The organism is Streptomyces sp. HNM0574, from assembly GCF_012726235.1.
GTDB lineage: Bacteria > Actinomycetota > Actinomycetes > Streptomycetales > Streptomycetaceae > Streptomyces.
This window is the reverse complement of the sequence record NZ_JAASAH010000003.1, coordinates 522433-535943: the sequence shown is the minus strand read 5'-3', so window position 1 is coordinate 535943 and position 13511 is coordinate 522433. Positions and strand designations below refer to the sequence as shown.

At 74.8% G+C, this 13511-nt stretch carries 11 protein-coding genes; 6 read left to right on the top strand and 5 right to left on the bottom strand.

The window, feature by feature from the left end; translation table 11 throughout:
- Positions 1-159 precede the first annotated feature (159 nt).
- The 5 genes from HCC30_RS09035 to HCC30_RS09015 are packed head-to-tail and all read right to left on the bottom strand — an operon-like array spanning position 160 to position 5605.
- Positions 160-1458 carry a DUF58 domain-containing protein gene (locus tag HCC30_RS09035; RefSeq protein WP_169441834.1) on the bottom strand — a complete coding sequence of 433 codons (1299 nt, stop codon included), beginning with the start codon at positions 1456-1458 and terminating at the stop codon, positions 160-162.
- An 8-nt stretch (positions 1459-1466) separates the two neighbouring features.
- Positions 1467-2450, bottom strand: coding sequence for a MoxR family ATPase (locus HCC30_RS09030; RefSeq protein WP_169441833.1), 984 nt, complete (start codon positions 2448-2450; stop codon positions 1467-1469).
- Positions 2447-3661, bottom strand: a complete 1215-nt coding sequence (locus HCC30_RS09025) for a DUF4350 domain-containing protein (RefSeq protein ID WP_169441832.1) — start codon at positions 3659-3661, stop codon at positions 2447-2449. The genes HCC30_RS09030 and HCC30_RS09025 overlap by 4 nt, the downstream gene beginning before the upstream one ends.
- A complete protein-coding gene (locus tag HCC30_RS09020) occupies positions 3658-4407 on the bottom strand; it encodes a DUF4129 domain-containing protein (RefSeq protein WP_169441831.1) in 750 nt (249 codons plus the stop codon). The genes HCC30_RS09025 and HCC30_RS09020 overlap by 4 nt, the downstream gene beginning before the upstream one ends.
- Positions 4408-4411: 4 nt before the next feature.
- Complete coding sequence (locus HCC30_RS09015) at positions 4412-5605, bottom strand: glycerophosphoryl diester phosphodiesterase membrane domain-containing protein (protein ID WP_240979410.1); 1194 nt, start codon at positions 5603-5605, stop codon at positions 4412-4414.
- A gap of 395 nt (positions 5606-6000) precedes the next feature.
- On the opposite strand from HCC30_RS09015, the gene mtnA reads away from it, so the two are divergent.
- The 6 genes from mtnA (at position 6001) to raiA (ending at position 13400) form a co-directional block, all read left to right on the top strand.
- Positions 6001-7104: an S-methyl-5-thioribose-1-phosphate isomerase gene (gene mtnA, locus HCC30_RS09010; RefSeq protein WP_169441828.1), complete on the top strand. Its 1104-nt coding sequence runs from the start codon at positions 6001-6003 to the stop codon at positions 7102-7104.
- Positions 7101-7778: a two-component system response regulator MtrA gene (mtrA, locus tag HCC30_RS09005; RefSeq protein WP_169441827.1), complete on the top strand. Its 678-nt coding sequence runs from the start codon at positions 7101-7103 to the stop codon at positions 7776-7778. The genes mtnA and mtrA overlap by 4 nt, the downstream gene beginning before the upstream one ends.
- Position 7779: 1 nt before the next feature.
- Positions 7780-9744 (top strand): MtrAB system histidine kinase MtrB, encoded by a 1965-nt coding sequence (gene mtrB / locus HCC30_RS09000; protein ID WP_240979409.1) that lies wholly within the window; start codon positions 7780-7782, stop codon positions 9742-9744.
- Positions 9741-11600: an LpqB family beta-propeller domain-containing protein gene (locus HCC30_RS08995; RefSeq protein ID WP_346776551.1), complete on the top strand. Its 1860-nt coding sequence runs from the start codon at positions 9741-9743 to the stop codon at positions 11598-11600. The genes mtrB and HCC30_RS08995 overlap by 4 nt, the downstream gene beginning before the upstream one ends.
- Positions 11601-11675: 75 nt before the next feature.
- A complete protein-coding gene (locus HCC30_RS08990; protein ID WP_169441824.1) occupies positions 11676-12413 on the top strand; it encodes a ComF family protein in 738 nt (245 codons plus the stop codon).
- Between the two features lie 294 nt (positions 12414-12707).
- On the top strand, positions 12708-13400 hold the full coding sequence (raiA, locus tag HCC30_RS08985) for a ribosome-associated translation inhibitor RaiA (protein ID WP_169441822.1): 693 nt from the start codon (positions 12708-12710) through the stop codon (positions 13398-13400).
- The last annotated feature ends 111 nt before the right edge of the window (positions 13401-13511 follow it).

Sequence of the window (13511 nt, the reverse complement as noted above, 5' to 3'; positions counted from 1 at the left end):
CTAAGCCTTTCAGCGCCGATGGTACTGCATGCGGGAGCGTGTGGGAGAGTAGGACGCCGCCGAACTCCTTTTAGAGAAAGGGCTGTTGTCCCGGATTGATTCCGGGACAACAGCCCTTTTTTGCGTTCCAGGGGTACTTTCCCCGCCCGGCCGTCTCCCTCAGAGGCGGCCCTTGGACTTGAGGGTGAGGTAGGCGTCCGCGAGGGCGGGGGCGAGGTCCTCGGGTGGGGCGTCGACGACGGTGACGCCGTGGCGGCGGAGGAGGTCGGCGGTGTTCTGCCGTTCCGCGAGGGCGCGTTCGGCCGCGGCCGCCTCGTAGACCGCGTCGATCGAGCCGCGTGCGGCGGCCATCTCCTGGATGCGGGGGTCCGCGACGGAGGCGACGAGGAGCGTGTGGCGTGCGGTGAGTTGAGGGAGGACGGGGAGGAGGTTCTCCTGGACGGCCGAGGCGTCGAGTCCCGTGAGCAGCACCAGCAGGGAGCGGTGCGGTGACATCCGGTGGACCGTCGTGGCGAGTCCGCGGGCGTCGGATTCGACGAGGGCCGGCTCGAGCGGGGCCATGGCCTCGACGAAGGCGGGCAGGACGTCGTGCTGGGTGCGGCCGTGGACCGTGGCGCGGGGCGTCCGGTCGTAGGCGAGCAGGTCCACGCGGTCGCCGGCGCGGGAGGCGAGGGCGGTCAGGAGGAGTGCGGCGTCCATCGCGGCGTCGAGGCGGGGTGCGTCGCCGACCCGGCCGGCGGAGGTGCGGCCGGTGTCGAGGACGACGAGGATGCGGCGGTCGCGTTCGGGGCGCCAGGTGCGGACGGCGACGTGGGTCTGCCGGGCGGTCGCGCGCCAGTCGATGGAGCGGGTGTCGTCGCCGGGGACGTATTCGCGGAGGCTGTCGAACTCGGTGCCCTCGCCGCGGGTCAGGATGCTGGTGCGGCCGTCGAGTTCGCGGAGTCTGGCCGTCTTCGCCGGGAGGTGCTTGCGGCTGGTGAAGGCGGGGAGGACGCGGACGCTCCAGGGGACGTCGTGGCTGCCCTGCCGTGCCGCGAGGCCGAGCGGGCCGTAACTGCGGACGGTGACGCGGTCGGCTGTGCGGGTGCCGCGGCGGGTGGGCCGGAGCGTCGTCCTGAGGCGGCGGCTTTCGCCGGGGGGCAGGTGGAAGCGGTGCCGGCTCGCGTCGTCGGGCCGGGCGCTGGGTGGCCAGGCGTCGCGCAGGTGGGCGCGGAGCGGGCGGGGGCCCGGGTTGGTGACGAGGAGGTCGACGTCCGCTGCGTTGCCGAGGCGGACGGAGGTGTCGCCGGTGCGGCTGAAGCGGAGGTTCCGTACGGGGGCCGCGCGGGCCAGGTCGTACAGGACGGCGGTGAGGAGCGGGAGTTGGACGGCGAGGAGGCCGCTCCAGCCGGGGAGGACCAGGCCGACGAGGAGGGCGCCGAGGGCGGCGGCGAGGGCGGTGCGTCCGGTGAGTGCCATGGCGTCGGTCAGCGGGGGACGGGGACGTGGTGGAGGACGGAGGTGAGGACGCTGTCGGCGGTGACGCCCTCCATCTCGGCCTCGGGCCGCAGTCGGACGCGGTGGCGGAGCGCGGGCAGGGCGAGGGCCTTGACGTCGTCGGGGGTGACGTAGTCGCGGCCGGTGAGCCAGGCCCAGGCGCCGGCGCAGGCCAGCAGGGCGGTGGCCCCGCGGGGTGAGACGCCGAGGGCGAGGGACGGGGATTCGCGGGTGGCGCGGCAGAGGTCGACGACGTAGCCGGTGACGTCGGCGGTGACGGAGGTGGCGGCGACGGCCCTGCGGGCCGCGGCGAGGTCGGCGGGGCCCGCGACGGGGCGGACGCCGGCGGCGTCGAGATCCCGGGGGTCGAAGCCGGCGGCGTGCCGGGTGAGGACGTCGATCTCGTCGTCGCGTCCCGGGAGGGGGAGGTTGAGCTTGAGGAGGAAACGGTCGAGCTGGGCCTCGGGGAGCGGGTAGGTGCCCTCGTACTCGACGGGGTTCTGGGTGGCGGCGACGAGGAACGGGTCGGGGAGCGGGCGCGGGGTGCCGTCGACGGAGACCTGGCGTTCCTCCATGGCCTCCAGCAGGGACGCCTGGGTCTTCGGGGGCGTGCGGTTGATCTCGTCGGCGAGCAGGAGGTGGGTGAAGACGGGGCCCTGCTGGAAGGAGAACTCGGCGGTGCGGGCGTCGTAGACGAGGGAGCCGGTGACGTCGCTGGGCATGAGGTCGGGGGTGAACTGGAGGCGTTTGGTCTCCAGTTCGAGGGCGGCGGCGAGGGCGCGGACCAGCAGGGTCTTGGCGACGCCGGGGACGCCTTCGAGCAGGACGTGGCCGCGGCAGAGGAGGCCGACGACGAGTCCGGTGACGGCGGCGTCCTGGCCGACGACTGCCTTGCCGATCTCCAGGCGGAGCGCTTCGAGGGCGCTGCGGGCGGTGTCGGCGCTGTCCGCGCCGGCTGCTGAGGGGGCGCTCACGGCGTGCTGTCCTTCGCTGTCGGAGGGGCCGGGGGTTCCGGGCGGTTCGTGGTGCCGGCGACGCGTGCTTCGAGTGCGTCGAGGGCGTCGGCGAGGGCGGTCAGTGCGGCGTCGTCGGCGGGGGCCGGGCCGAACAGGGGGGACGGGTCCTGGGCCGCCGCGGTGACGGCGGGGGCGAGGACCTCGCGGGTGTGGGCCTGTGCGGGCGGGACGCCGAGGCGGGCGGCGAGGCGGGTGCGGGCCGCGGCGCGCAGGGCGTCGGCGGCGTGGCCGCGTGCGTCGGCCTTGCGGTAGAGCCGGGCGCGGCCCTCGGTGGTCTCGGAAGCCCGGACGGTGACGGGCAGTTGCTCGGTGACGAGGGGGCCGAGGCGCCGGGCGCGCCAGAGCGCGGCGAGTGCGGCGGCGACGGCGAGCTGGACGGCGGCCCAGGTCCAGCCGTCGGGGAGGAGGTCGAGGAAGCCGCGCTCCTCGCCCTCCGCGCCCGCCGCCTCGGCCGCCGAGGGCATGAACCAGACCAGGTGGGGGCGGGTGCCGAGGAGTTGGAGGGTGAGCGAGGCGTTGCCGTGTGCGGCGAGGCGTTCGTTGGTGAGCGGTTCCGGAGCGCCGAGGAGCACGGTGTCGCCGTCCGAGGCGGGGCCGGCGGGAAGGCGGAGGAGGGTGGCGGCGCCCTGCTGCGGGTAGCAGGCGTCGGGTTCCGGACCGGCGGGCGGGTGGTAGCCGTGGCCGCCGAGTTCGGCGTCGCCCGCGCGGCGGGCGGCCGGGAGCGGGCAGTCGGGCGGGGTGGCGCGGACGGGGCCCGCGGTGGTGGTGCGTACGCCGGGGGTCAGGGTTTCGGTGGCCTCGGGGCCGGGGGCGACGAGGACGGTGCGGCCGCCGTGCCGGACGGTGCGGCCCAGCTCGCGCTGCCGGCGGGGCCCGAGCGCGTCGGGGTCGCTGACCAGGACGGTGGTGTCGGGGCCTGCGGCGGCGACGGCCTCGGCGGTGCTCGTCACGGTGCGGGTGTGGACGCCGTGTTCGCCGAGGAGCTGGGCGACGGCGCGGCTGCCGCCGGGGGCCGCGGAACGCGGGTCGAGCGCGGCGTACTCGGTTCCGGAGCGGAGGGCGGCGAGGGTGATGCCGGTGACGGCGAGGACCGCGGCGGCGAGCAGCAGGCCGCGGGCGCGGCGCCAGAGGTGGGCAGCGGTGGGGGAGAGGGAGGAGGCCGAGGTCACCGGGCGGCTCCTCGTGGCTCGTCCGCCGGGGTGGGGCGGGTGCGGCCGAGGGTGGTGTCGAGCTCGCGGAGGCGGGCGTAGTCGGCGGGGCCGGCGGGGTGGGCGCCGTAGGTGACCTCGTCGAAGGTGCGGGCGGCGGCGCGGAGGGCCTCGGCCTGGGCGGGCAGGCGGGTTCCGGCGTCGGCGGCGGCCTCGTCGGCGGTGCGTCCGGGGCGTGGGTCGAGGAGGGCGCGTTCTTCCAGGGCGCGGACGAGTGCCCGCATCCGCTCGCGTACGGCCTCGTCCCAGTGGCCGGAGGCGGCGTGGGTCTCGGCGGCGGTGCGGTGGCCCTCGGCGGTGCGGGGGCGGCCGTCGTCCAGGGGTGAACTGTTGGGTGCGGGCCGGGTGGTGCGGAGCCGGCCGAGGCGGAGGCGGAGGGCCAGGAGCAGCAGGAGGACGACGGCGAGGAGGGCGGTGATGCCGGCCCAGCCGCCGGGGGCGGCGTCCGCGGCGGAGGAGAGCAGTGCGGAGAGGTGTTCCCAGAGCCAGTCGAGCGCGCGTTGCAGGAGGCCGGGGTCGTGCTCGTGGTAGCGGGGGTCGGTGAGTTCGCGTTCGGCGGCCTCGCGGGCCGGGACGCGGGGGACCGTCACCGGCGGCCCGTCGCCCCGCGCGCCGGCCGGCCCGTCGGTGACGGGGGGCGCGGCGTGCGGGGCGGGCGCGGTGGTGCGGGCGGCGTGCGCCGCTGTGCTGATCGCTCCCCCCGTCATCGCCTCAGCTTCCGGGCGTGGGGCCGGAGTTGGCGGCCGGTGTCCCGTCGGTGCCGTCGGGCGTGCCGCCGTATCCGGGGACGCCGGCGGCGCGGGCGATCTCCAGGTCGAGGGCCTCGCGGCGGATGCGCTGGTCGAGGTAGAGCAGCGCGGTGATGCCGGCGGTGACGGGGAAGACGACGGTGTAGGCGAGGACGTCGGCGATGCCGGTGATGATCAGGAACGTCCAGCTGTTGGTGGGCAGTTCGCCGCTGAAGCCGCCCTCGACGGCGGTGGCGATGAGCGTCGCGGGCATCTGGACGACGCTGGTGAGCGCGAAGCCCAGGATGTTGGTGAGCAGCAGGATGCCGAAGATCCGCCACCAGTTGCCGCCGACGAGCTTCGCCGAGCGGCGCATCGCCGGGACGACGCCCTGGCGTTCCAGCATCAGCGCGGGCGCGGCCAGCGAGAGCCGTACCCCGATCCAGATGCCGACGACGACGCCGGCGAGTCCGCCCAGCACCAGCAGGGACATGCCCAGCGGTGCGGCTCCGGCGCCGAGCAGGATCAGCCCGGGCACGAAGCCGGCGAACACGATGAGGCTGACCAGCAGTCCGACGAGGAGCAGCAGGCCGAGCAGGCGCGGCAGTTGGGGCCTGGCGTCCTGCCAGGCGTCCTTGAGCGTGACGGGGCGGCCGAGGACGGCGCGGCTGACGACGACGGTGAGGACGGCGGTGACCAGGACGGTGCCGAGCTGGTACACCATCGCCGAGGCGAGCTGGACGAGCATCGCCGAGCTGCTGAACACGCCCGTCGCGCGCATCGCCTCGCCGAGGGAGGCGTCGGGGTCGCGGGCGAGGGCGTCGAACTCGGAGGTGTCCGGCATCCAGAGGCCGTTGCCGATGGTGACGACGAGCTGGACGACGACGGCGACGGCGAGGGAGACACCGAGGACGGTGCGCCAGTGGGTGCGCAGCGTCGTGACGGCGCCGTCGAGTATCTCGAAGACGTTGAGCGGGCGGAGCGGGACGATGCCGGGCTTGGCCGCCTCGGGCCTGCCGCCCCACTGGCCGCCCTGGCCCCAGCCCGCGCCGCCGTTCCAGGATCCGGGGCCCGAGGGGCCGCCGGGCGGCGGCGCGGCGGCGCCCCAGCCCTGCGGTCCGGCCGAAGGGGGCTGCTGCGCGGCCCAGTTGGGGTCCTGGCCCGTCGGCTTGCTCAACGAGGGGGCGTCTTCGGGCGCGGTCTGCTCCCCGCCGTGGGGCCGGTCCTCTCCCGCGCTCCGGCCGCGCTTCCCGTCGCGGGCCTGGTCCGGGTCCGCGTCACGGGGGGATCGGTCGGAGGGGTCCGAGGGGGAGGATCCGGGCGAAGCCCAGCCCGGGGAGTCGTTCACGTGTGGTCACCTCAGGGGGTTGGTCGCTCCGTCACCTGACTGGCTGCCATCGTGCCACGGCCCACCGTCACCCGGATCAGGTACCGGTGCCTCGCCGCCCGTGCGCGCGCAGCCGCGGCCGGGGCGCGGGCAGTTGGGCGCATCGGCCGTCGCTGAGGGTGGCCGCTCCGGGACGTCGGGTGGTCGCCTTCGGGGCGGTGACGGGCGGCGGGCAGACTGTGCGGATGGCTGATCGAAGAGTTCCGGCGTTGCGGTGGGAGGAGCGGCCCGAGGGGCCCGCTGTGGTGCTCCTGGACCAGAGGAGGTTGCCCGGCGAGGAGGTCGAGCTGGTCTGCGCCGACGTCCCCGCGCTGGTGGACGCCGTGCGGACGCTCGCCGTGCGCGGGGCGCCGGTGCTGGGGCTCTCGGGGGCGTACGGGGTGGCGCTCGCGGCGGCGCGGGGCGCGGATGTGGCGGACGCCGCCGGGCAGTTGGCGGGTGCGCGGCCGACGGCGGTGAACCTGGCGTACGGGGTGCGCCGTGCCGAGGCGGCGTACCGCGCGGCGGTGGACGGCGGCGGCGCGGTTCCGGCCGCGGCGGCGCTGGCCGAGGCCGAGGCGCTGCACGCCGAGGACGCGGAGGCGAGCCGGCGGATGGCGGCGCACGGGCACGCGCTGCTGGAGCGGCTGTGCCCCGCCGGCGGGCTGCGGCTGCTGACGCACTGCAACACCGGAAGCCTGGTCTCCGGGGGAGAGGGGACGGCGCTGGCGGTGGCCGTCTCCGTGCACCGCGCGGGGCGGCTGCGCCGGCTGTGGGTGGACGAGACCCGGCCGCTGCTCCAGGGCGCGCGGCTGACAGCATACGAAGCGGCCCGCGAGGGGATGGCGTACCGCGTGCTGGCGGACAACGCGGCGGGTTCGCTGTTCGCGGCGGGTGAGGTGGACGCGGTGCTGATAGGCGCCGACCGGATCGCGGCGGACGGCTCCGTCGCGAACAAGGTGGGCAGCTACCCGCTGGCCGTCCTCGCGCGCCATCACGGGGTGCCGTTCGTGGTCGTCGCTCCGGTGACGACGGTGGACGCCGCGACGGAGAGCGGCGCCGGGATCGTGGTGGAGCACCGTCCGGGGCACGAGGTGACGCGCTTCCCGGTCTCCGGCGGGGCCGCGGTGGCTCCGGCGGGCGCCGGCGCGTACAACCCGGCCTTCGACGTGACGCCGCCGGAGCTGGTGAGCGCGATCGTCACGGAGGCCGGTGTGGTGTCCCCCGTGGGCCGGGAGGGGATCGCGGAGTTGTGTTCCCCGTCACGAACGGGAACGTCACGAACGGGCAATGGGATGATGAACGCATGAAGGGACGCGTCCTCGTCGTCGACGACGACACCGCACTGGCAGAGATGCTCGGCATCGTGCTGCGCGGCGAAGGCTTTGAACCGTCGTTCGTGTCGGACGGGGACAAGGCGCTCGCCGCGTTCCGCGAGACGAAACCTGACCTGGTGCTGCTGGATCTGATGCTGCCGGGGCGGGACGGCATAGAGGTGTGCCGCCTGATCCGCGCCGAGTCGGGCGTTCCGGTGGTGATGCTCACCGCGAAGAGCGACACCGTGGACGTCGTGGTGGGCCTGGAGTCCGGTGCGGACGACTACATCGTCAAGCCGTTCAAGCCGAAGGAACTGGTCGCCCGCATCCGTGCGCGGCTGCGCCGGTCCGACGACCCGGCGCCGGAGCAGCTCGCGATCGGCGATCTGGTGATCGACGTCGCCGGGCACTCGGTGAAGCGGGACGGGCAGGCCATCGCGCTGACGCCGCTGGAGTTCGACCTGCTGGTGGCGCTGGCGCGCAAGCCGTGGCAGGTCTTCACCCGTGAGGTGCTGCTGGAGCAGGTGTGGGGGTACCGGCACGCGGCGGACACGCGGCTGGTCAACGTCCATGTGCAGCGGCTGCGTTCGAAGGTCGAGCGGGACCCGGAGAACCCGGAGATCGTGGTGACCGTGCGCGGCGTGGGCTACAAGGCGGGACCGGGCTGACATGACCCGGGACGGTTCGGCTCCGCACCGCGAGGGTGGGGGCCGGACCGGCCGTTCGGAGTCCGGAATGTCCGGAGTGCCGGAGTCTGCTTCGCCGTCCGCCTCCAAGCTCGGCCGGCTGTGGCGGAGCGGCGCGCTGTTCTCCGAGGGGCTGCTGCCCGAGGGCGCGACGGGGCCGAGCGCACACCCCGTGGTGCGGTTCCTGGTGCGCTGGGTGCGCCGGCCGCTGCTGCCGGTGCTGCGGCTGTGGCGGCGGAACATCCAGCTCCGCGTCGTCGTCGCCACGCTGCTGCTCTCGCTCGCCGTGGTGCTGCTGCTCGGGCTCGTCGTCATCGGACAGGTGCGCAACGGCCTGCTCGACGCGAAGGAACGGGCCGCGCAGAGCCAGGCGGCCGGCGGGTTCGCGGCCGCACAGGAGAAGGCGGACAGCGCGGGCAACGGGCGGAGCGGCGCGAGCGACACCCGGAACAGCGGCAGCAGCGCGCAGAATTCGGGCACCTGGCTCAACAGCCTCGTCGAGGAGCTGGCCAGCGGCGGCCAGGGCGTCTACTCGGTGGTGGCGCTCAACTCCGACAACGACGAGTCCCCCTTCCTCGGCGACGCGGGCGCCACCACCCGCGGCCCCCGGGCCTCCGGCGACGTCCGCCCCGAGGAGACCATCCCGGCCGAGCTGCGCACCGCGCTCGACGAGTCGCCCGGGACGCACGAGCAGTACGCCAAGGTCTACAGCCAGGACGGCGAGGCGACGGCCGGACTGATCGTCGGCAAGCGCCTCAACGACGACGGCGGCACCCCGTACCAGCTCTACTACGTCTTCCCCTTCACGCAGGAGGAGGAGTCGCTCGCCCTGGTCAAGGGCACTCTGGCGACCGCCGGGGTGTTCGTGGTGATCCTGCTCGGCGGGATCGCCTGGCTGGTGGTGCGCCAGGTCGTCACCCCCGTACGGATGGCGGCCGGGATCTCCGAACGGCTCGCCGCGGGGCGGCTCCAGGAGCGGATGAAGGTCACCGGCGAGGACGACATCGCGCGGCTCGGCGAGTCCTTCAACAAGATGGCGCAGAACCTCCAGCTGAAGATCCAGCAGCTGGAGGCGCTCTCCCGGATGCAGCGCCGCTTCGTCTCCGACGTCTCGCACGAGCTGCGCACCCCGCTCACCACGGTGCGGATGGCCGCCGACGTGATCCACGAGGCGCGGGACGACTTCGACGCCTCGACGGCACGCTCCGCCGAACTGCTGCTCGGGCAGCTGGACCGGTTCGAGTCGTTGCTCGCCGACCTGCTGGAGATCAGCCGCTTCGACGCGGGCGCGGCCAACCTGGAGGCGGACCCGGTCGACCTGCGCACCGTCGTCTCCCGGGTCGTCGACGGCTGCGCGCCCCTCGCCGAGGCCAAGGGCAGCAGGCTGCTCGTCCGGGGCGACGCGGAACCCGTCGTCGCAGAGGCGGACGGGCGGCGCATCGAGCGCGTCCTGCGCAACCTCGTGGACAACGCGATCGAGCACGGCGAGGGCCGGGACGTCGTCGTCCGGCTGGCCTCGGGGGACGGCGCCGTCGCCGTCGCGGTGCGCGACTACGGGGTGGGACTGCGGCGCGGCGAGGTGGAGCGCGTCTTCAACCGCTTCTGGCGCGCCGACCCCGCGCGCGCCCGCACCACCGGCGGCACCGGCCTCGGCCTGTCCATCGCCGTCGAGGACGCGCGGCTGCACGGGGGCTGGCTGCACGCGTGGGGCGTCCCGGGCGGCGGCTCGCAGTTCCGGCTCACCCTGCCGAGCACGGTGGGCGACACCCTGCGCGGCTCGCCCCTCCCGCTGGAACCCGAGGACGCCCGCCGCCGCGAACCCGTACGCGAGACCCCGGTGGAGCACGCGCTCGCCGAGACCGTGCCGGCCCAGACGCGCGAGGCGTCCCCGCCGCGCGCCCGCGCCGCGTCCCCCGGGACGGAAGGACAGGGGGACGAGGGACCGTGAACGAGTGGAACCGGAAGCAGCGGCGGGGCGCGCGCCGCCGGGCCGCGGTGGCGATCACCGGCGCGGTCGGGCTGCTGCTGTCCGGCTGCGCCTCCATGCCGGACGACGGCGGCGTCAAGCACGTCGACTCCTCGCACCGCGCCAAGCCCGACTCGCAGGTCCGGGTCTTCGGCGTCAGCCCGCAGAAGGGGGAGTCGCCGCAGCAGCTCGTCCGCGGCTTCCTGGAGGCCACGACCAGCGACGACGCGGAGTTCGACACGGCCAGGGAGTACCTGACGCCGCGCGCCGCACGGCGGTGGGACCCGTTCGCGCGCACCACCGTCCTGTCCGCCGGGCCCAGCCCGGGCGGCGGCGGCCGCACGGCGGACGAGGACGACGGCCGCGAGGGCTACACGGTCCGGGTCTCCGGCACCCGGATGGCCGAGGTCGACAGCACCCACGCGTACCGCCCCGACGAGGGCGACTACAGCGCCGACCTGCACCTGACCCGGCGGGCCGACGGCGAGTGGCGCATCGACCGGCTGCCCGACGGGCTGGTGATCGGGGACTCCGACTTCCAGCGCAACTACCGCCCCGTCAACGCCTATTACTACGCGCGGCTCGGCCCCGACGCCGAATCCGTCGCGGGCGGCCGGGAGGTGCTCGTCGCCGACCCGGTCTACCTGCGCCGCCGCATCGACCCCGTCACCGAGACCGTCGCCGCGCTGCTCCAGGGCCCGACCCGCTGGATCGAACCGGTGGTCAGCTCCGCCTTCCCGAAGGGCGCCAAGCTGGCGCGCGGCCAGCGACGCCTCTCGCTGGACGACTCCGGCACGCTCTCGATGCGGCTCAACGCGCGGGGAGCGCGCGCCGACAGCGCGCAGTGCGCGCGGATGGGCGCGCAGATCCTGCACACCGTGCAGCACCAGGCGTCGGCCAGGGTCAACCGGGTCGAGCTGAAGGACCCGCACGGCGAACCCGTCTGTGAGCGCACCCGCGAACAGGCGGAGGACTTCGCCCCGGGACGGCTCAACGGCTCGCCCTCCGGCCAGTACTTCATCGACGGCGACCACCGCGTCTCCGCGTTCCGGCGGGGCGGCGCCACCCCGGTGACGGTGCCCGGCCCGCTGGGCCGCGGCGAGGTCGAGATGGGCTCCGTCGCCGTCGACCGGGCCGAGCACACCGGCGCAGCCGTCTCGCGCGGGCGCCGCGCGCTGTACGTCGCGCCGCTGCGCCCGGAGAACGAACTCGAAGGGCCCGTGCTGACCAGCAAGGCCAAGCACGAGAACGACCGGCTGACCACGCCCAGTTGGGACGGCCTCGGCGACCTGTGGATCGCCGACCGCGATCCGGACGACCCGCGGCTGCTGCGGCTGCGCGGCGGCGAGGAGAAGCCGGAGGAGGCGAAGATCAGCGGGCTCGGCGAGGACGAGCGCGTCGAGTCCGTCCGGATCGCCTCGGACGGCGTGCGGATAGCGCTCCGGATCCGTGACGGGGACGGGCACGTCTCGCTCCAGCTCGGCCGCGTCGAACGTTCCGGAACGGTCGAGGAGCCCCGGGTGAAGGTGACCGAACTGCGGCCCGTCGCCCCGCAGTTGGAGGAGGTCGCCGCCGCGTCCTGGGCGGGCGGCAGCCGGCTCGTCGTCGTGGGCCGCGAGGCGGGCGGCGTCCAGCAGATCCAGTACATGGAGACCGACGGCTCGGTCTCCAACCAGCCGACGCTGCCCGGCATCAACGACGTGACGGGCGTCGCGGCCTCCGAGGACGAGACCAAGCCGCTGCTCGCCGCCTCCGAGGACGGCATCGTCCGGCTGCCCCCCGACGCGAACTGGAAGATGCTCACCGAGAGCGGCTCGTCCCCGGCCTACCCGGGCTGACCTCTCCCTTCCCGCTGTCGCGGGAGTTTTCCACAGGGGTGGCCCTGTCGCGGCCGTGCTGCCATGGTGGGCGCCATGCGGGACACGCGGACGTGGTGGGACGGCATCCGGCAGGAGCTCGCGGGGCTGGTGCTCCCCGCGGACTGCGCCGGCTGCGGACTGCCGTGCCGACGCGGCCAGTTGTGCGAGAGCTGCACGGCCCTGCTCACCCGCGCGCCCCCGCGCCGGGTGCGTCCCGCGCGCCCACTGCCCGGCCTGCCCCCGGTGCACGCCGCCCTGACGTACGCGGACGAGGCCCGCGCGGTGCTCCTGGCGCACAAGGAACGCGGCGCCCTCGGCCTGGCCGCTCCCCTCGGCACGGCGCTGGCCCGCGCGGTACGCGCGGCGGTGACGGCGGCGTCCGGGCCGCCGGGCGCGCTGGTGCTGGTGCCGGTGCCGTCGGCGCGTACGGCGGTGGCGCGGCGCGGGCACGACCCGGCGCGGCGGATCGCCGCGGCCGCGGCACGCGAGCTCCGCCGCGCGGGCCTGCCCGCGCGGGTGCTCCCGGTGCTCCGGCAGCGCAGACCCACCGCGGACCAGGCGGGCCTGGACGCGGCGCAGCGGCGGGCGAACCTCGGCGGCGCCCTGGAGGCGCATCCCGGCGGGCTGCTCCGCGCCGCCACCGCCGGGGGCGGCCGGACGGTCCTGGTGGACGACGTGCTGACGACGGGCGCCTCCCTGGCCGAGGCCGCCCGCGCGACGGGTGTGGCGGACGGGGCGGCGGGGGCCGGTGCTCCGGTCGCGGCTGTGGTCGCTGTCCGTACGGGGGTGTGACGGAGGAGGCACCCTTGGAACGAGGTCCGGAACTACCAGAGATACTCGTGCGTTGCAGGTTATAGCGGTGAAAAACCCCTTGAACGGAGGTACGTACCAGTAGGGGGTGCCGACGGTCCCCCGGCGGAGGTACGTTCGGATTGGGGTGACGATCTTCCCTCTGGGGGAGAAGGAGGTGAAAGTCGCAAGCCGACGTTTTCCGGAGGCGCGGCCGAAACCACACCTCCGGTGTCAGAGCACAAAGGAGGCGTTCCGCACCCACCGTCGCGGAACGCTCCGGGAACGGAGTTCTGCGTGGACATCGTCGTCAAGGGCCGAAAGACAGAGGTGCCCGACCGGTTCCGCAAGCACGTGGCCGAGAAGCTGGACAAGATCCAGAAGCTCGACGGAAAGGTCATCAACCTGGATGTCGAGGTGTGCAAGGAGCACAACCCCCGGCAGGCCGACCGTTCCGACAGGGTGGAGATCACCCTGCGCACCCGCGGGCCGGTCATCCGTGCGGAGGCAGCGGCCTCCGACCCCTATGCGGCGCTGGACCTGGCGACCAGCAGGCTGGAGGCGCGACTCCGAAAGCAGCAGGACAAGCGCCGTGTGCACCGCGGGGGAAGCCGCGCGCCGATGAGTGTGGCGGCTGCCACCGCCCACCTCGCGGCAGAACTCAACGGAGAACTCGACGCCGCGGCCTCCACCGCCGACGAGGACGAGGGGCAGCCGGTGACCACCCGGATGGGATCACTGGAAGTGCAGGGAGAAGGCCCGCTCGTCGTGCGGGAGAAGACGCACGCGGCAGCCCCGATGGCGCTCGACCAGGCTCTGCAGGAGATGGAACTGGTCGGGCACGACTTCTATCTGTTCGTCGACGCCGAGACCAAGCAGCCCAGCGTCGTCTACCGGCGACGCGGCTATGACTACGGAGTGATCCACCTGGATCAGGACCCGTTCGTGGTGGAGCCACCGCCGGGCGCCGGAGGCGCGCTCGGCGGCTGACCAGCCCCGACAACCGATGCGGTCGCGCCCCTGGCCGGGATGGGATTCCGGCCGGGGGCGCTGGCATGGCGCCCGGGCGTGAAATCATGTCCGCACGACGCCAACCGACGG

Excerpts from the sequence above, each read along its gene's own strand:
- HCC30_RS08990 (WP_169441824.1), top strand. The coding sequence starts at position 11,676 with ATGCGGGACACGCGGACGTGGTGGGACGGCATCCGGCAGGAGCTCGCG.
- HCC30_RS09035 (WP_169441834.1), bottom strand. The coding sequence starts at position 1,458 with ATGGCACTCACCGGACGCACCGCCCTCGCCGCCGCCCTCGGCGCCCTC.
- mtnA (WP_169441828.1), top strand. The coding sequence starts at position 6,001 with ATGGCTGATCGAAGAGTTCCGGCGTTGCGGTGGGAGGAGCGGCCCGAG.
- HCC30_RS09020 (WP_169441831.1), bottom strand. The coding sequence starts at position 4,407 with ATGACGGGGGGAGCGATCAGCACAGCGGCGCACGCCGCCCGCACCACC.
- mtrB (WP_240979409.1), top strand. The coding sequence starts at position 7,780 with ATGACCCGGGACGGTTCGGCTCCGCACCGCGAGGGTGGGGGCCGGACC.
- mtrA (WP_169441827.1), top strand. The coding sequence starts at position 7,101 with ATGAAGGGACGCGTCCTCGTCGTCGACGACGACACCGCACTGGCAGAG.